The organism is Streptomyces sp. NPDC002935 (genome assembly GCF_040611295.1).
Lineage (GTDB): Bacteria > Actinomycetota > Actinomycetes > Streptomycetales > Streptomycetaceae > Streptomyces.
Genome location: NZ_JBEXNW010000014.1, coordinates 217,541 through 235,311 on the forward strand (window position 1 = coordinate 217,541; position 17,771 = coordinate 235,311).

Consider the following 17,771-nt stretch of genomic DNA (forward strand, 5'->3'; position numbering starts at 1 on the left):
ACCCCGCGTTCGTTCGTGCGGGGCGCCCTCGGGGGCGGTGCGTGCGCTACTCACGGTCCTCGGCCGTCGAGCGGCGGCGCATCGCGAAGAACGCACCGGCGCCCACGAGGACGACGACGCCCGCGACGATGCCGATGATGACGCCCGTCGAGCTCGAACCGTCGGAGGACGCACCGGAGGAGCCCGCCGGAACCGCCGACCACCAGCTCCAGTAGCCGTCCTGGCCGTAGATGTTGCCCGCGGCCTTCGGCATCGTCTCGATCGACTTGATCTGATCGGTGCGGTAGGCCTCGACCGCGTTCGGGTACGCCATGACGTTCATGTACCCGGTGTCGTACAGCCGCGACTCCATCTGCTTGACGAGGTCCGTCCGCTTGGTGGTGTCGTACTCGGCGAGCTGCTGGTCGTACAGCCCGTCGTACGTCTTGTCGCAGATGAAGTTGTCCGTCGCGCCCGTGTCCTTCGGGGTGGCGGGCAGGGCGCCGCAGGTGTGGATCGACAGGACGAAGTCGGGGTCCGGGTTGACGGACCAGCCGTCGAAGGCGAGGTCGTACGTGCCGGCCAGCCAGGGGTCGGTCACGTTGTCCAGGCAGTTGAGGGTGACCCCGATGCCCAGCTTCCCGAACCACTCCTTCACGTACTGCCCGACCGCCTTGTCGTTCGGGTCGGTCGCGTGGCACAGGATCCGGTAGTTGATCGGCTTGCCGTTCTTCTCGACGCGCTTGCCGTCGCCGTTCTTCTCGTAGCCCGCCTGGTCGAGGAGTTTCGCCGCCTTCGCCGGGTCGTACCCCAGCGTCTGGCTCGCCGACGGCTTCCAGAAGTACGTCGAGAAGCGCGGCGGGATGTAGCCCTCGCCCGCGACGGCGTGCCCCTGGAAGACCTTGTCGATCAGTGTCTGCCGGTCGATCGACAGGAACAGCGCCTGGCGGACCTTCTGGTCGAGCAGCGACTCGGCGCCGTCACCGAAGTGCTTGCCGTTCTTGGCCTGGGCACCGGGGTTGGTGGCCAGGGCGTAGAAGCGGCGTCCCGGGGCGTCGTTGACCTTGATGTTCCGCTCGGACTGGAGCGCGGCCGACTGCGCCGGAGTCAGACCGGAGACGAAGGACACCTCGCCCTTCTGCAGCGCCGCGACGGCCGCGTCCCCGTCCTTGTAGTACTTGAAGACCAGCTCGTCGAACTTGGGCGCCCCGCGCCAGAAGCTCTTGTTGGGCTTCAGACGTACGTAGCTGTCGGCCTTGTAGTCCGTCAGGACGAACGGTCCGTTGCCGACGATCGGGAAGCTCTTGTCGTTGTTGAACTTGGAGAAGTCGCCGACCTTCTCCCAGACGTGCTTCGGCACGATCGGCACGTCGAGCGCGGCCATCGTGGCCTGCGGCTTCTTCAGCTCGATCACCAGCTGGGTGGCGCTCGGCGCGGTGACCTTCTTGAAGTTGGCGACGAAGCTGCCGTTGGCGGTGGCCGCACCGTCGTCGGTCATCATCTTGTTGAACGTCCACGCCGCGTCCTCGGCGGTGGCCTGCTGTCCGTCCGACCACGTGGAGTTGGAGCGGATCGTGTACGTCCAGGTCAGCTTGTCCGCGGACGGCTCCCACTTGGTGGCGAGGCCCGGGATCGCGTGGTTGTCCGCCGGGTCGTAGTTGGTCAGGTACTCGTACATGAGCCGGTGGATGCTCGTACTGACGAGCCGCGACGCCAGGAAGGGGCTCAGCGAGTCGATGCTCTGCGCGACCGCGACGGTGAGGACCTTCTTGCTCTCCTTGGCCTGGGCCTGCTGCGGCGCCGGATTGAGCGGGGTCGCGAGACCGGCGGAGAGGGTGAGGGCGGCGACCCCTGCGGCGGCGACGAGCCGGGGGCGCAGCAGGCCTCTGTGGTGCTGATCTTGTGTGTTCATGGGTCGGTGACCTCGCGTCATCGCTTGCACAGAGATGGCTGGTTGAACGACGTGATCGGGCTGGCGCCGACGGGTTGATGTGTGTGTCTACCAGCGCTCGTCTGCGCGAGTCAACGGCGCATGCACCCCATGTGGCCTGCGGAAATAACGAGTTGACGCGAATTCATCGCTCATTGGTCCATACCGGTGAAGCACCCCAGGTGACGGCCTGACGGCTCCTGACGTCCCTGGATGCGCGCCGGTGACCTCCCCGGAAACACGAAGGCCCGCACCGTCCGTGAACGGTGCGGGCCCGAGCGGGAATCGGTCCCTCGATGGGGCCGATCGGGTTACTGCTGAGGGGGTGCCTGAGGCGCCGGGGGCGGCGGGGTCTGCCCCTGGTTCGGCGGGTAGGGCTGTCCGGGCTGGAACTGCTGACCCGGCTGAGGCGGCTGCGGGTACGCCTGCCCGGGCTGCGGGTAGCCCTGCCCCGGAGCCTGCGGATACGGCTGCCCGGGCTGCTGCGGATACGGCTGTCCCGGCTGGGCGTACGGCTGACCGGGCTGAGGCTGCTGCGGAGCCTGACCCGGCGCGGGCTGTCCGGGAGCCTGCTGTCCGGGAACCTGCTGTCCCGGAGCCTGCTGTCCGGGAACGTACTGGCCCGGCATCGGCGGCGCGGCCACCGGCGGCGGGTTGCCGTCGTTCGTCCACAGCCCGTGCGACTGCTGGTGCCGCGCGATGTCCTCGGCCACCATCGCGGAGAGGTTGAAGTACGCCTCCCGCACCTTGGGCCGCATCATGTCGAGGTCGACCTCGGCGCCCGCGGACAGGTGCTCGTCGAACGGCACGACCACGACCCCGCGGCAGCGCGTCTCGAAGTGGCTGACGATGTCGTCCACCTTGATCATCTTGCCGGTGTCGCGCACTCCGGAGATGACCGTGATGGACCGCGAGACGAGGTCCGCGTAGCCGTGCGCCGACAGCCAGTCCAGCGTCGTACTGGCACTGCTCGCACCGTCCACCGACGGCGTCGAGATGATGATGAGCTGGTCGGCGAGGTCGAGCACCCCGCGCATGGCGCTGTACAGCAGACCCGTACCGGAGTCGGTCAGGATGATCGGGTACTGCCTGCCCAGGACGTCGATCGCGCGCCGGTAGTCCTCGTCGTTGAAGGTCGTGGACACGGCCGGGTCGACGTCGTTGGCGATGATCTCCAGCCCGGAGGGCGCCTGGGAGGTGAACCGCCGGATGTCCATGTACGAGTTGATGTACGGGATCGCCTGCACGAGGTCACGAATGGTGGCGCCGGTCTCGCGGCGCACCCGGCGGCCGAGCGTGCCGGCGTCCGGGTTGGCGTCGATGGCGAGGATCTTGTCCTGCCGCTCGGTGGCGAGCGTGGAGCCGAGCGCCGTGGTCGTGGTCGTCTTGCCGACACCGCCCTTGAGGCTGATGACGGCGATCCGGTAGCAGGAGAGAACCGGAGTCCGGATCAGCTCCAACTTCCGCTGCCGTTCGGCCTCTTCCTTCTTCCCGCCCAGCTTGAAACGCGAGGACGCGGCGGCCGGACGACCGCTCTTGGCCTTCTGCCTCTTGTTGTTGAGCAGCCGGTCGGAGGACAGCTCCACCGCCGCGGTGTACCCGAGCGGGGCCGCACCGGGATTGGTGGGCTGCCGCTGATCGTGCCGAACGGGCTGCGGCCAGGCGGTGCCGGCCCGCGGGTCGACGGGGGCAGCCGGGGCGGCGGGCTGCTGCTGTACGGGCTGGGGGCCCTGCTGGTGCGGGGTCTGGGCCTGGGGCTGCTGAGCCCCCGGCTGGGCCGGCGCCTGGTACGGCGGGGCGGCCCGCTCCGGGGCGGGCGCCGCCGGCCGGCCGGGAGCCGGGGGCTGCGGCTGCGGCTGCGGCTGCGCGAGGTCGTAACCGGGCTGCGGGGCGAGCGGTTCGGCCGTCGGCTGCGGGAAGCCGTAGCCCTGCTGCGGGACGGGAGCGGGAGAGGGAGCCGGGGCGTACGGCGGCGCGGCGTTCGGCGCGGGGGGCTGCGGGAAGCCGTAGCCGGGAGCCTGCGGGGCGGCGGGGTACGCCGCCTGCTGGTCCTGGGGCGCGGTGCTCTGCTGCGGGAACCCGTAGCCCGGGGAGGGTGCCGGGGCGGGCGGAGCGGGTGCCTGCTGCTCCGGGGCGAGGGCGCTGTGCTGCGGGAACCCGTATCCCGAATCCTGGGCGGGCGGGGCCGCCGGAACCGGTGCGTGCTCGCCGGGCTGCGGGAAGCCGTAGCTGCCCTGCGGGGCGGACGCCGGGTCCGGGGCGCCGGACTGGGGGAACCCGTAACTCCCCTGCTGCGGCGGGGCCGGCGCGGGCACCTCGGCGGCCGGGGCGGGCGCTACCGGGGGCTGAGCCTGCGGCGGCGCCGGAACGGGGCTCTCGGATGCGGCCTGCTGCACGGGTACGGGCCCGGGCGGCGACCCCGCCGGGACGGGCGCACCGGGGGAGGACCATGCCGACGGCGCGGGCTGGGGCGCGGGGTGCTGGAAAGGCTGGCCCGGAGCGGGTGCGGGTGCGGGTGCCGGAGCCGGCGGCTGGAAGGGCTGGCCGGGCGCGGGTGCGACGGGGGATTGGTAGGGCAGGCCAGGTGCGGGGTGTTGGAAGGGCCGGCCCGGAGCGGGCGAAGGCGCGGGAGGCTGGAAGGGCCGGCCCGGCGCCGGGGCGGCGGGCGCCTGATGCGGCAGCGCCTGGTCCGGCACCCGGTCCTGCGCGGCCGGTGCGGGCTCCGTGGAGGCGGGCCACTGCGGGGCCGGGGCGGGTGCCGCGGGCTGGTAGGCGGGCGGCAGGGGCGGCAACCCACCCTGCGGCAGCGGCGGCGGAGCCCAGGCGGGCGGCGTGTCCTGTACGCCCTCGGGCTCCTCCGGCCGGACCGACGGCACCGCGTCCTGGGGCTCGCTGTCCTGCGGGGCCGTGTCCTGAGTGTCCTGCGGGGCGGCGTCCTGGGGCTCCGCGACGGGTGATTCCCCCGGCGTCGGCACCTCGTCGTGAACGGCGTCCTGCGGCTGGAGGCCGTCGTCTGTACGGACCCCACCGTCCGTGTCGACGGCCTCGTCGGCGGAGCGCGGCTCCACGGCGTCGGCGACCTCGGCCTCGGCGGGGGCACCGCTCGGTTCCTCGTCGGACGGGACACCGGGGGAGGTGACTTCGGCGTCGGCCTGGGCGGGCTGGTCCGGCACCGGCACCGCGGGCACGATCACACGCTGGGTGCCGGCCTCCAGCGACTGGTAGGCGAGCACGGGGTCGATCACGGGCGCGGGCGGAGCCACAGGTGCGGCTGCCGGCGTGGGCTGGTGGACCGGGACCGCGGGCTCGGGCCCATCCGTGTGCTCAGCCGGCACCAAATCTTCGGGCTGCACCAATTCTCCGGGCTGCACCACGTGTTCGGGCCGGCCTGCGGGCTCGGGCTGGACCACGGCGTCGGGCTCGTCCGCGCCCGCGGGCGCAGTCGCGTCGTCAGCCGCGGCCTCGGCTTCCACCGTGCCGCTGTCGTCACCGGCGCTGTCACCGGCGCTGTCCTCTGCGCTGTCCTCGGCCTCCGCCGCGCCATCAGCCTCTGACGCGGTGGCCTCCGCACCCTCGCTGTCCGACCCGGCCGAAGCCGAAGCCGAAGTCGAAGGCGAAGGCGAAGGCGCATCCACGTCCTCGGTCCCGGTCTCGGTGGCCTCCGAAGCCGCCCGTTCCGCGATCTCACGCTTCAGCGCGACAGCGGAGAACCGCATGGTCGCGCCGCTCTCCAGGTCGCCGTCCCCGAAGTCAGGCTCCTCCGAGCCCTCCGCCTTCTCCGAGGCCTCCGAGTCGCTCGACTCCTGCGAGCCGCCCTTGCCCCCCGAATCCCCGGAACCACCCGAGGCGTTCTGCGTGTACCAGGCGGGCGGCGCGTAGTCGATGGTGAACTCGCCCGTCGTCTCGACGGCGGACTCGGCGTCGGACTGGTCATCGCCGGGCGTGGCCCAGCCCCCGCGGATCCCGTCCCGATCGCTGTTCACAATTCCTCCTGGTGTGGTCGAGCACCCTCAAGCCGTGCCGGGGCGACCGTCTACTTGTCTTCCGTGGACGGCCTTGACCGTCCGAGGCCGTCCGAGGACGTCCCAAGTCCGTACGAGGTCGTCCGAATTGACCCGGCTCCCCCTGAACACGAGCCACCCGTCCACGGGTTCCGGCGTCGCGCCCGGTCCCAGCCTAATCACCATGACTGTCCGTAGGGCAGGCCTGTCCACCCCACCGCGGCCGCCCGCTACGTCACACCGTGCCCAGAAGTGGCGTACGCACGCTCACTATTGACCCCCAATTGACCCCCAAAGCGGACAACAACGGCATCGAGACGGGCGCTTGCCTCCCGTGAACGAACGACCGGGACGGCATCGTTCCTCGGCGCGCGCTCCGAACCCCAGGGACGGAAGACAGGCAAGGCGGACAGGGAAAAGGGCCGCCGCGGAAAACCTCTCTCCGCGTCGGCCCCACAGTTCCCGGCGTTCCCGCCGGCCCACGATGCCCGTTGGTCAGCCGGTCAGCCGGTCAGCCGGTCAGCCGGTCACCGGTCAGCCGACCGGTCGGCCCGGGGCCGCCCCGGGCCGACCGCCGCTACTCCGTCGGCAGGCCGCCCGTGTGCGGCGCCGGCTCCAGGTCGAACTCGCCGTCGCGGGCACCCAGCACGAAGGCCCGCCATTCCGCCTCCGTGTACCGGAGGACGGTCCCGGGGTCGAGCGACGACCGCATGGCCACCGCGCCCGCGGGCAGATACGCGATCTCGACCCGCTCCTCGTCTTCCTCCGTGCCCGGTGCGCTCTGCCATTCGACGTCCGAGATGTCGAGGGCGTAGAGCTCGTCCTTCTCCCGCTCCTTGCGCGCCTTGACGTCCTTGTCCGCTTCCTCGGGCATGTTCCGCCGGCCCCTTCCCCACGTACGAATGACCTCTGCCGTCACCCTAGTGGCCTGGTCCGCGCCGTCCGGGAAGGTTTGCGGACCCGGACAGACGCATCCGGCCAGGCTGGTACCCTGTGTAACGGCCGTTTGTGTACGCACCCCCGGAGCGCTGCTCTGGAGGCCGCGCCCAGCGGATCCCCGCCTCCCGAGTAACGGAAGCTCCCCTGAGAAGTGGACCAGGGGCACTCGGTGGCAGACATGAGACTACGAGGAGTACGCGTGTCGCTCGACGCCGCTACAAAGAAGCAGATCATCAGCGAGTTCGGTCAGAAGGAGGGCGACACCGGCTCCCCCGAGGTCCAGGTTGCCATGCTCTCGCGCCGGATCTCGGACCTGACCGAGCACCTCAAGACGCACAAGCACGACCACCACTCCCGTCGTGGTCTTCTGATCCTGGTCGGTCAGCGTCGCCGCCTGCTGCAGTACCTGGCCAAGAAGGACATCCAGCGTTTCCGTGCGCTGGTCGAACGCCTGGGCATCCGCCGCGGTGCGGCGGGCGCCAAGTAAGACGCCGTGAAGGGAGCGGTTCCCACTTCTTGGGAGCCGCTCCTTTTGCTGTATGTGCTGCCGCACGCGCTCTGTACGTGCGGAGTGTCACGGACGCTTTGTAGTGTGGTAGCACAACGCAATACGCAGGAAACAGCACGTACGAACACAGCGTGATGACGCCGTACCCGCCGGGTAGGGCATCTCACGACAATGAACGAGGAGAAGCGCACCTCGCCGCCGCCGGTCCTCGGTAGTGGCGCCCGGGCGAAAGAGCCCCGGGTGCTTCGATCGAAGACCGGCCCGCACCAGAAGGAGCGCCTCTCCGCCACCGTCCCCCTGCCACACGGGCAGGACGGGACGAAGACGAGGAGAAAACGCTAGTGGAGAACGAGACCCACTACGCCGAGGCCGTTATCGACAACGGTTCCTTCGGCACCCGCACCATCCGCTTCGAGACGGGCAGGCTGGCCAGGCAGGCCGCCGGCTCCGCCGTCGCGTACCTGGACGACGACACCATGGTGCTGTCGGCCACCACCGCTTCCAAGAAGCCCAAGGACCAGCTCGACTTCTTCCCCCTGACGGTGGACGTCGAGGAGCGGATGTACGCCGCCGGCAAGATCCCCGGCAGCTTCTTCCGCCGTGAGGGCCGTCCCTCCGAGGACGCGATCCTCACCTGTCGCCTGATCGACCGCCCGCTGCGTCCGTCCTTCAAGAAGGGCCTTCGCAACGAGATCCAGGTCGTCGCGACGATCATGGCCCTCAACCCCGACCACCTGTACGACGTCGTGGCGATCAACGCCGCCTCCGCGTCCACGCAGCTGGCCGGTCTGCCCTTCTCCGGCCCGGTCGGCGGCGTCCGCGTCGCGCTGATCAACGGCCAGTGGGTCGCGTTCCCGACGCACACCGAGCTCGAGGACGCCGTCTTCGACATGGTCGTCGCCGGTCGCGTCCTGGAGGACGGCGACGTCGCGATCATGATGGTCGAGGCCGAGGCCACCGACAAGACGATCCAGCTCGTTCAGGGTGGCGCCGAGGCGCCGACCGAGGAGGTCGTGGCCGCCGGCCTCGACGCCGCGAAGCCCTTCATCAAGGTCCTGTGCAAGGCGCAGTCGGACCTCGCCGCGAAGGCCGCCAAGCCGACCGGCGAGTTCCCGATCTTCCTGGACTACCAGGACGACGTCTTCGAGGCCCTCACCGCCGCGGTGAAGAGCGAGCTCGCCCAGGCGCTCACCATCGCCGGCAAGCAGGACCGCGAGGCCGAGCTGGACCGCGTCAAGGAGATCGCCGCCGAGAAGCTGCTCCCGCAGTTCGAGGGCCGCGAGAAGGAGATCTCCGCCGCGTACCGCGCGCTGACCAAGAAGCTGGTCCGCGAGCGCGTCATCAAGGACAAGGTCCGCATCGACGGCCGCGGCGTCACGGACATCCGTACGCTGGCCGCCGAGGTCGAGGCCATCCCGCGCGTGCACGGCTCGGCGCTGTTCGAGCGTGGCGAGACCCAGATCCTGGGCGTCACCACCCTCAACATGCTCCGTATGGAGCAGCAGCTGGACACCCTCTCCCCGGTGACCCGCAAGCGCTACATGCACAACTACAACTTCCCGCCGTACTCCGTCGGTGAGACGGGCCGCGTCGGTTCCCCGAAGCGCCGCGAGATCGGCCACGGCGCGCTCGCCGAGCGCGCGATCGTGCCGGTCCTGCCGAGCCGCGAGGACTTCCCCTACGCGATCCGTCAGGTGTCCGAGGCCCTCGGCTCCAACGGCTCGACGTCCATGGGCTCGGTCTGCGCCTCCACCATGTCGCTGCTGAACGCCGGTGTGCCGCTCAAGGCCCCCGTCGCCGGTATCGCCATGGGTCTGATCTCCCAGGAGATCGACGGCCAGACGCACTACGTCGCCCTCACCGACATCCTCGGTGCGGAGGACGCCTTCGGTGACATGGACTTCAAGGTCGCCGGCACCAAGGAGTTCGTGACCGCTCTCCAGCTCGACACCAAGCTGGACGGCATCCCGGCCTCCGTCCTGGCCGCGGCCCTCAAGCAGGCCCGCGACGCCCGCCTCCACATCCTCGACGTGATGATGGAAGCGATCGACACGCCGGACGAGATGTCCCCGAACGCCCCGCGGATCATCACCGTCAAGATCCCCGTGGACAAGATCGGTGAGGTCATCGGCCCCAAGGGCAAGATGATCAACCAGATCCAGGAGGACACCGGCGCCGACATCACGATCGAGGACGACGGCACCATCTACATCGGTGCCCAGCAGGGCTCGCAGGCCGAGGCCGCGCGCGCCACGATCAACGCGATCGCCAACCCGACCATGCCGGAGGTCGGCGAGCGCTACCTGGGCACCGTCGTGAAGACGACGACCTTCGGTGCGTTCGTGTCGCTGCTCCCGGGCAAGGACGGACTGCTGCACATCTCGCAGATCCGCAAGCTCGCCGGCGGCAAGCGCGTGGAGAACGTCGAGGACGTCCTGGCCGTGGGCTCCAAGGTCCAGGTCGAGATCGCCGAGATCGACTCCCGCGGCAAGCTCTCCCTCATCCCCGTGGTCGAGGGCGAAGGCGACGATGAGAAGAAGGACGACACCGACCAGTGACGTCGAGTAGCTCCACGACGACGGCCCGCACCTCTTCGGAGGCGCGGGCCGTCGCCCGTACCCAAACCCTCATCAAGGGCGCGAACGGCATCGGTACGGTCCGCAAGACCACCCTGCCCGGCGGCCTGCGTATCGTCACCGAGACGCTCCCCTCCGTGCGCTCCGCCACGTTCGGCATCTGGGCGCACGTGGGCTCCCGTGACGAGACACCGACGCTGAACGGCGCCACTCACTACCTGGAGCACCTGCTCTTCAAGGGCACGAACCGCAGGTCCGCCCTGGACATCTCCTCGGCGATCGACGCGGTCGGCGGCGAGATGAACGCCTTCACGGCCAAGGAGTACACGTGCTACTACGCGCGCGTGCTCGACACCGACCTGCCGCTGGCCATCGACGTCGTCTGCGACATGCTGACCGGCTCGCTGATCCGCGAGGACGACGTCAACGTCGAGCGCGGCGCGATCCTCGAAGAGATCGCGATGACCGAGGACGACCCGGGCGACTGCGTGCACGACCTGTTCGCGCACACCATGCTCGGTGACACCCCGCTCGGCCGCCCGGTCCTCGGCACGGTCAACACGGTCAACGCCCTCACCGCGGACCGCATCCGCCGCTTCTACAAGAAGCACTACGACCCGACACACCTCGTCGTCGCCTGCGCGGGCAACGTCGACCACAACAAGGTCGTACGCCAGGTCCGCGCCGCCTTCGAGAAGGCCGGCGCCTTCAAGAACGCAGCGGCGGCCCCCATCGCCCCGCGCGACGGCCTGCGCACCATCCGGACCGCGGGCCGCGTCGAACTGCTCGGCCGCAAGACCGAGCAGGCGCACGTCGTCCTCGGCATGCCGGGCCTGGCCCGCACCGACGAACGCCGCTGGGCTCTCGGCGTGCTGAACACCGCCCTCGGCGGCGGCATGTCCTCGCGTCTGTTCCAGGAGGTCCGCGAGAAGCGCGGCCTGGCCTACAGCGTGTACTCGTACACCTCGGGCTTCGCCGACTGCGGCCTCTTCGGCGTCTACGCGGGCTGCCGCCCGAGCCAGGTCCACGACGTCCTCAAGCTCTGCCGCGACGAACTGGACCAGGTCGCCGAGCACGGCCTCACGGACGACGAGATCGGCCGCGCCATCGGCCAGCTCCAGGGCTCCACGGTCCTCGGCCTGGAGGACACCGGCGCGCTGATGAACCGGATCGGCAAGAGTGAGCTGTGCTGGGGCGAGCAGATGTCGGTCGACGACATGCTCGCCCGGATAGCGTCGGTCACCCCGGACGAGGTCCGATCGATCGCCCGGGACGTCCTGGGACAGCGGCCCTCGCTGGCGGTCATCGGCCCGGTCAAGGACAAGCAGGCGTCCCGGCTGCACGACGCGGTCGCGTAAATCCCGGTCGCGTGAATCCCGTCTCGGTAAGGAACGAAGCAATGAGCAAGCTGCGCGTGGCGGTCCTCGGTGCCAAGGGCCGGATCGGAGCCGAGGCGGTACGAGCCGTCGAGGCCGCCGAGGACATGGAGCTGGTGGCCGCGCTGGGCCGCGGCGACAAGCTGGAGACGCTGGTCGACGCCGGTGCCCAGGTCGTGGTCGAGCTGACCACGCCGGCCTCGGTGATGGGCAACCTCGACTTCTGCGTCCGGCACGGCATCCATGCCGTGGTCGGGACGACCGGCTGGACCGAGGAGCGCCTCGCGCAGCTCGGCACCTCGCTGGCCGCGTCCCCGGAGACGGGCGTGCTGATCGCCCCCAACTTCTCCATCGGGGCCGTACTGACGATGAAGTTCGCCGAGGTCGCCGCGCCGTACTTCGAGTCCGTCGAGGTCGTCGAGCTGCACCACCCGAACAAGGTGGACGCCCCCAGCGGCACCGCCACGCGCACCGCTCAGCTCATCGCGGCGGCCCGGGAGCGCGCGGGCAGCGCCCCCCAGCCCGACGCCACGGTGACCGCCCTGGACGGCGCCCGCGGCGCCGACGTCGACGGTGTGCCCGTGCACGCGGTCCGCCTGCGCGGGCTTCTCGCCCACCAGGAGGTCCTGCTCGGCGGTGAGGGCGAGACCCTGACCATCCGCCACGACTCCCTCCACCACAGCAGCTTCATGCCGGGCATCCTGCTCGGCGCCCGCCGCGTGGTGACCACCCCGGGCCTCACCTTCGGCCTGGAACACTTCCTCGACCTCGGCTGAGCCGGGGACGTACGACAGTTAGCCGGCAGACATGCGCGCGAAGATCACCTATGCCATCACGGCCGCCGTCCTGGTCGTCTATTTCGTCCTGGTCGGCAGCCGGGGTGTGCTGCTCATCCAGAACGGCACCCTGATCACCGTCACCTTCGGTGTGGCGGTGCTCATCCTGCCGGTCATCGGTGTCTGGTTCCTCTGGAAGAACACCCAGTTCGTCCGGAAGGCCAATCGGCTCGCCGCCGTGCTCGACGCCGAGGGCGGACTGCCCCTGGACGAGCTGAGGCGCACCGAGGGCGGCCGAATCGACCGCGACTCGGCCGACGAGGTCTTCGCCCGGCGCAAGACCGAGACCGAGGACGCCCCGGACGACTGGCGCAGCTGGTTCCGCCTGGCGGTCGCCTACCACGACGCCCGCGACACCCCGCGCGCCCGCAAGGCCATGCAGCGGGCCATCGCCCTCCACGAGGGCCGGACGCTGGAAGCCTGACCAAGGTCGTACGACGAAGGGGCCGGCCCGCGCTGAGCGGACCGGCCCCTTCGTCGTCCTCCAACATGAGCCGAGGAGAGTGCCTCAGACGCGCCGGTACTCGTCGGCCCACACCTCGACGACGTCCGCCGCGCGGTCGAAGGCCTCCGTACGGGCCAGGAAATCGGCGTTGTGCGTGGTCATCAGCGGCGGCATGTCCCCGGGCGCACGATCCCCGCGTACGAGCGTCAGGGCCTGGCCCTGAACCGTGCGCGGCAGTCCCAGCCAGCGCACCGGCTGCTGCACCGTGCGCACCGCCACGACCTGCTCCCACGGAGTCGTGTGCGTGAGGAAGAAGCCCACCCTGCGCAGCCCTCGCGCGCTGACCCACACACCCACCCGCAGCAGCCGCAGCGCGGCCAGTATGGCGGCCGTCGCCCCGGCCATGCAGGCCCCGGCGGCGGGCAGCGTCCCGGCCACGGCGATGATCACGGCCGCGGCGAGTACATACGAGGCGAGCAGCAGGACGAGCGCGGCCGCGCCCACCCGCCAGGGGCCGGGCCGGTAGGGGCGCCGCCAGCGGTCGCGGTCGTCGAAGGGCAGCGCGACATCCTCCGCCGCCTCGTCAAAGGCGCGGTCCGCCGTCAGGAAGGGCAGGGGCACGACTGATCCTCACTCAATCCACGCATGGGCTGTGCCCGGTGAGGTTATCGAGCCGGATGGCGGCTCACCACCCTTGGGGGTCCGGAAGAGTCAGCGGCCGTCGGACGCCTCGGAACGCTGTGTATCCGCAGGTGACCGATCCTGTGACAGGGCGGGCATTCCGAGGATCAGTGACCCGGCGATGCCGGCGATCACGGTGAGGCCGATGAGCCACCGGCCGGCTGTCTGCCCGGCGGAGGACCGCTCGCGGGGCGGGGGAGCGACATTGCTGCGGAACTGGTCGGCTTCGGCGATGAAGGCGAACGGGACGGGCACGCGCCGACGGAACATGGGTGGTGCTTCTCCTCTGGGGGCTTGCTCGGACGCGGGTGTGCGGTGACAAGCGACTCGAACTGCTCGAACAGGTCAGTCTCACTCATACAGACGGCCGAATGCCCCAAGAGGTGCCCAGAATCACCGAATTCGCTGAAGTTCGCCGCCGAATGTCGCGGCACGGTACCGAACGCCCCGTTGTCAGTGCCGGGCCGTAGAGTGGTCGCCGCCCGAGCCAGCGATGGGAAGGACCTTCCGCACCGTGACCGACACCCCAGCCGACGACCTCAAGCCGAGCTTCCGCAGCGATGTCACCGTCGAGCTGATCAAGCACACGGCCTCCGACGCCGACGTGCTGTTCGCCGCCCGTGTCTCCACCGCCGGTGAGCAGTCGCTGGAAGAGCTGCAGAAGGACCCGGAGCGTTCCAAGGGCCTGATCAACTACCTGATGCGGGACCGGCACGGAAGCCCCTTCGAGCACAACTCGATGACCTTCTTCATCAGTGCCCCGATCTTCGTCTTCCGCGAGTTCATGAGGCACCGCGTGGGCTGGTCGTACAACGAGGAATCGGGCCGCTACAGGGAGCTGGAGCCGGTCTTCTACGTCCCGGACGCCTCCCGCAAGCTGGTCCAGGAGGGCCGCCCCGGCAAGTACGTCTTCGTCGAGGGCACGCAGGCGCAGCAGGAGCTCACGGGCCGCGTGATGGAGGACTCCTACCGGCAGGCGTACGCGTCCTACCAGGAGATGCTCGCTGCCGGCGTGGCCCGCGAGGTGGCCCGCGCCGTCCTCCCGGTCGGCCTCTTCTCCTCGATGTACGCCACGTGCAACGCCCGTTCGCTGATGCACTTCCTCGGTCTGCGCACCCAGCACGAGCTCGCCAAGGTCCCGTCCTTCCCCCAGCGGGAGATCGAGATGGTCGGCGAGAAGATGGAGGCGGAGTGGGCGAAGCTCATGCCCCTCACGCACGCGGCCTACAACGCCAACGGGCGCGTGGCGCCGTAAAGCGCCTCCGCGCACCGGTCCGGCACAGATGTACGGATCAGCCGAGCGAAGTGTCCGTATTGCGGCATTTCGCGAAGTTCATCTAGCCTGATCAAACGGACCCGGCACTGCTTGAACCCCCGAGCAGGCAGTGCCGGGTTCCACCCTTGTCATGCTTTGTCGTATCCCCCGAGGGCAGACCACGCGTTGAGCAGCGAGTAGCGTGTTACCCATGGCTCCGACCTCCACTCCGCAGACCCCCTTCGGGCGGGTCCTCACCGCCATGGTCACGCCCTTCACGGCGGACGGCGCACTCGACCTCGACGGCGCTCAGCGGCTCGCCACCCACTTGGTGGACGCAGGCAACGACGGCCTGATCATCAACGGCACCACCGGTGAGTCCCCGACCACCAGCAACGCGGAGAAATCGGATCTCGTACGCGCCGTACTGGAGGCGGTGGGCGACCGCGCCCACATCGTCGCCGGCGTCGGGACGAACGACACCCGCCACAGCATCGAGCTGGCCCGCGACGCCGAGAAGACCGGCGCGCACGGCCTGCTCACCGTGACGCCGTACTACAACAAGCCCCCGCAGGAGGGCCTGTACCGGCACTTCTCGGCCATCGCCGACGCGACCGAACTGCCGGTCATGCTCTACGACATCCCCGGCCGCAGCGGCGTCCCCATCAACACCGAAACCCTGGTGCGGCTCGCCGAGCACCCGCGTATCGTCGCCAACAAGGACGCCAAGGGGGACCTGGGCCGCGCCAGCTGGGCCATCGCCCGCTCCGGCCTCGCCTGGTACTCCGGCGACGACATGCTGAACCTGCCGCTGCTCTCCGTCGGCGCGGTGGGCTTCGTCTCCGTCGTGGGCCACGTCGTCACCCCGGAGCTGCGCGCGATGCTCGACGCGTACATCTCGGGAGACGTCCAGAAGGCCACCGAGATCCACCAGAAGCTGCTCCCCGTCTTCACCGGCATGTTCCGCACCCAGGGCGTCATGACGACCAAGGCCGCGCTCGCCCTCCAGGGCCTGCCCGCCGGTCCGCTCCGCGCCCCGATGGTCGAACTGTCGCCCGAGGAGACCACCCAGCTCAAGATCGATCTTGGCGCCGGCGGGGTAGAGCTCTAACCACAGACTTCACAACTGAATACGCACCACTCGCAGGCCGTCGGTCTGCACCCCACACAGACAACAGCTACTGCACGAACGTCACGCGCGCCACGTGCCTTGCCAGGTACGTGGCGTGCGTGGTGAGGAGAGTCTTTTGAGTCATCCGCATCCTGAACTCGGCGCACCGCCGGTCCTTCCGAAGGGCGGCCTCCGGGTCACCCCGCTCGGCGGTCTCGGCGAAATCGGCCGGAACATGACGGTCTTCGAGTACGGAGGCCGCCTCCTGATCGTCGACTGCGGAGTGCTTTTCCCCGAGGAGGAGCAGCCCGGAATCGACCTGATCCTGCCGGACTTCACGTCCATCAGGGACCGCCTCGACGACATCGAGGGCATCGTGCTCACGCACGGCCACGAGGACCACATCGGCGGTGTCCCGTTCCTTCTGCGCGAGAAGCCGGACATCCCGCTGATCGGCTCCAAGCTGACCCTCGCCCTCATCGAGGCGAAGCTCCAGGAGCACCGCATCCGGCCCTACACGCTTGAGGTGGCCGAGGGCCATCGCGAGCGCATCGGCCCCTTCGACTGCGAGTTCGTCGCGGTCAACCACTCCATCCCGGACGCCCTCGCGGTCGCCATCCGCACTCCTGCGGGCATGGTCGTCCACACCGGCGACTTCAAGATGGACCAGCTTCCGCTGGACGGCCGCCTCACGGACCTGCACGCGTTCGCCCGCCTGAGCGAGGAGGGCATCGACCTCCTTCTCTCGGACTCCACGAACGCCGAGGTCCCGGGTTTCGTCCCGCCCGAGCGCGACATCTCGAACGTGCTGCGCCAGGTCTTCGCCGGCGCCAGCAAGCGGATCATCGTGGCGAGCTTCGCCAGCCACGTGCACCGCATCCAGCAGATCCTCGACACCGCTCACGAGTACGGCCGCAGGGTCGCCTTCGTCGGCCGCTCGATGGTCCGCAACATGGGCATCGCGAGGGACCTCGGCTATCTGAAGGTCCCGCCGGGCCTGGTGGTCGACGTCAAGACGCTCGACGACCTTCCGGATCACGAGATCGTCCTCGTCTGTACGGGTTCCCAGGGCGAGCCGATGGCCGCCCTGTCCCGGATGGCGAACCGCGACCACCAGATCCGGATCGTCCAGGGCGACACGGTGATCCTGGCGTCGTCCCTGATCCCCGGCAACGAGAACGCGGTCTACCGCGTCATCAACGGCCTGACCCGCTGGGGCGCGAACGTCGTCCACAAGGGCAACGCCAAGGTGCACGTCTCCGGCCACGCCTCCGCGGGCGAGCTGCTGTACTTCTACAACATCTGCAAGCCGCGCAACCTGATGCCGGTCCACGGCGAATGGCGCCACCTGAGGGCCAACGCCTTGCTCGGAGCCCTCACCGGCGTCCCGCACGACCGCATCGTGATCGCCGAGGACGGCGTCGTCGTCGACCTGATCGACGGCAAGGCGAAGATCTCCGGCAAGGTCCAGGCGGGATACGTGTACGTCGACGGCCTCTCGGTGGGTGACGTCGGTGAGCCCGCGCTCAAGGACCGCAAGATCCTCGGTGACGAGGGCATCATCTCGGTCTTCGTGGTGATGGACGCCAGCACGGGCAAGCTCACCGCCGGCCCGCACGTGCAGGCACGCGGTTCCGGCATCGACGACGCGGTCTTCGTCGATGTCATCCCGAAGATCAGGGAAGTCCTGGAGCGTTCGGCCCAGGACGGTGTGGTCGAGCCCCACCAGCTGCAGCAACTCATCCGCCGCACGCTGGGCAAGTGGGTCTCCGACACCTACCGTCGACGCCCGATGATCCTCCCGGTCGTGGTCGAGGTCTGACCTCCGACACGTACCAACCAGGAGCGGGGCGCCTCGATTTGCATCGGGGAGCCCCGCTCCAGTACGTTTGCGTCTCCGCCTGAACGGGACCCCGGAAGCTTCGTGCTCCGGAGCCAGTCCCCAACGGGGCGGGAATTCCGACTCAGAGATTCTGATAAAGTCGGAGCCGCTGGAAAGGGAAACGCGAAAGCGGATTACCTGGAAAGCACCGAGGAAATCAGGCCCGAAAGGATCTGATAGAGTCGGACTCGCCGGAAAGGGAAACGCGGAAGCGGGAACCTGGAAAGCACCGAGGAAATCGGATACGGAAAC

The 17,771-nt window shown here is 69.5% G+C and carries 13 protein-coding genes; 8 read left to right on the plus strand and 5 right to left on the minus strand.

The window, feature by feature from the left end; all coding sequences use genetic code 11:
• Nucleotides 1-46 precede the first annotated feature (46 nt).
• The 3 genes from ABZX90_RS21250 to ABZX90_RS21260 all read right to left on the minus strand — a co-directional run bounded on the left by ABZX90_RS21250 (nucleotide 47) and on the right by ABZX90_RS21260 (nucleotide 6,784).
• The gene (locus ABZX90_RS21250; protein WP_355206920.1) at nucleotides 47-1,891 is read right to left on the minus strand and encodes an ABC transporter substrate-binding protein; all 1,845 of its coding nucleotides are present in this window, start codon (nucleotides 1,889-1,891) and stop codon (nucleotides 47-49) included.
• A gap of 329 nt (nucleotides 1,892-2,220) precedes the next feature.
• Entirely contained in the window at nucleotides 2,221-5,892 is a 3,672-nt protein-coding gene (locus ABZX90_RS21255) for an SCO5717 family growth-regulating ATPase (protein WP_355206923.1), read from the minus strand.
• Nucleotides 5,893-6,487: 595 nt separating this feature from the next.
• Complete coding sequence (locus tag ABZX90_RS21260) at nucleotides 6,488-6,784, minus strand: DUF397 domain-containing protein (protein WP_355206925.1); 297 nt, start codon at nucleotides 6,782-6,784, stop codon at nucleotides 6,488-6,490.
• A 264-nt stretch (nucleotides 6,785-7,048) separates the two neighbouring features.
• Here ABZX90_RS21260 and rpsO point away from each other — a divergent pair, with 264 nt between their 5' ends.
• The 5 genes from rpsO (at nucleotide 7,049) to ABZX90_RS21285 (ending at nucleotide 12,569) form a co-directional block, all read left to right on the plus strand.
• Nucleotides 7,049-7,336, plus strand: coding sequence for a 30S ribosomal protein S15 (gene rpsO / locus ABZX90_RS21265; RefSeq protein WP_351123407.1), 288 nt, complete (start codon nucleotides 7,049-7,051; stop codon nucleotides 7,334-7,336).
• Nucleotides 7,337-7,698: 362 nt separating this feature from the next.
• Entirely contained in the window at nucleotides 7,699-9,915 is a 2,217-nt protein-coding gene (locus ABZX90_RS21270; protein ID WP_351123404.1) for a polyribonucleotide nucleotidyltransferase, read from the plus strand.
• Nucleotides 9,912-11,291 (plus strand): pitrilysin family protein, encoded by a 1,380-nt coding sequence (locus tag ABZX90_RS21275; RefSeq protein WP_355206929.1) that lies wholly within the window; start codon nucleotides 9,912-9,914, stop codon nucleotides 11,289-11,291. The genes ABZX90_RS21270 and ABZX90_RS21275 overlap by 4 nt, the downstream gene beginning before the upstream one ends.
• A 41-nt stretch (nucleotides 11,292-11,332) precedes the next feature.
• Nucleotides 11,333-12,085 carry a 4-hydroxy-tetrahydrodipicolinate reductase gene (dapB, locus tag ABZX90_RS21280; RefSeq protein ID WP_266763348.1) on the plus strand — a complete coding sequence of 251 codons (753 nt, stop codon included), beginning with the start codon at nucleotides 11,333-11,335 and terminating at the stop codon, nucleotides 12,083-12,085.
• 31 nt (nucleotides 12,086-12,116) lie between these two features.
• Nucleotides 12,117-12,569 carry a hypothetical protein gene (locus tag ABZX90_RS21285; protein WP_351123397.1) on the plus strand — a complete coding sequence of 151 codons (453 nt, stop codon included), beginning with the start codon at nucleotides 12,117-12,119 and terminating at the stop codon, nucleotides 12,567-12,569.
• 84 nt (nucleotides 12,570-12,653) lie between these two features.
• Here ABZX90_RS21285 and ABZX90_RS21290 read toward each other — a convergent pair whose 3' ends face one another.
• Together ABZX90_RS21290 and ABZX90_RS21295 are read right to left on the minus strand one after the other, a co-directional pair.
• Nucleotides 12,654-13,211: a hypothetical protein gene (locus tag ABZX90_RS21290; protein WP_351123394.1), complete on the minus strand. Its 558-nt coding sequence runs from the start codon at nucleotides 13,209-13,211 to the stop codon at nucleotides 12,654-12,656.
• Between the two features lie 90 nt (nucleotides 13,212-13,301).
• The gene (locus ABZX90_RS21295) at nucleotides 13,302-13,541 is read right to left on the minus strand and encodes a hypothetical protein (protein WP_355206934.1); all 240 of its coding nucleotides are present in this window, start codon (nucleotides 13,539-13,541) and stop codon (nucleotides 13,302-13,304) included.
• 244 nt (nucleotides 13,542-13,785) lie between these two features.
• Here ABZX90_RS21295 and thyX point away from each other — a divergent pair, with 244 nt between their 5' ends.
• The 3 genes from thyX to ABZX90_RS21310 all read left to right on the plus strand — a co-directional run bounded on the left by thyX (nucleotide 13,786) and on the right by ABZX90_RS21310 (nucleotide 17,459).
• A complete protein-coding gene (thyX, locus tag ABZX90_RS21300; RefSeq protein ID WP_351123388.1) occupies nucleotides 13,786-14,526 on the plus strand; it encodes an FAD-dependent thymidylate synthase in 741 nt (246 codons plus the stop codon).
• Between the two features lie 211 nt (nucleotides 14,527-14,737).
• The gene (gene dapA / locus ABZX90_RS21305; protein ID WP_351123385.1) at nucleotides 14,738-15,637 is read left to right on the plus strand and encodes a 4-hydroxy-tetrahydrodipicolinate synthase; all 900 of its coding nucleotides are present in this window, start codon (nucleotides 14,738-14,740) and stop codon (nucleotides 15,635-15,637) included.
• Between the two features lie 136 nt (nucleotides 15,638-15,773).
• Nucleotides 15,774-17,459 carry a ribonuclease J gene (locus tag ABZX90_RS21310; RefSeq protein WP_351123382.1) on the plus strand — a complete coding sequence of 562 codons (1,686 nt, stop codon included), beginning with the start codon at nucleotides 15,774-15,776 and terminating at the stop codon, nucleotides 17,457-17,459.
• Nucleotides 17,460-17,771: the final 312 nt, after the last annotated feature.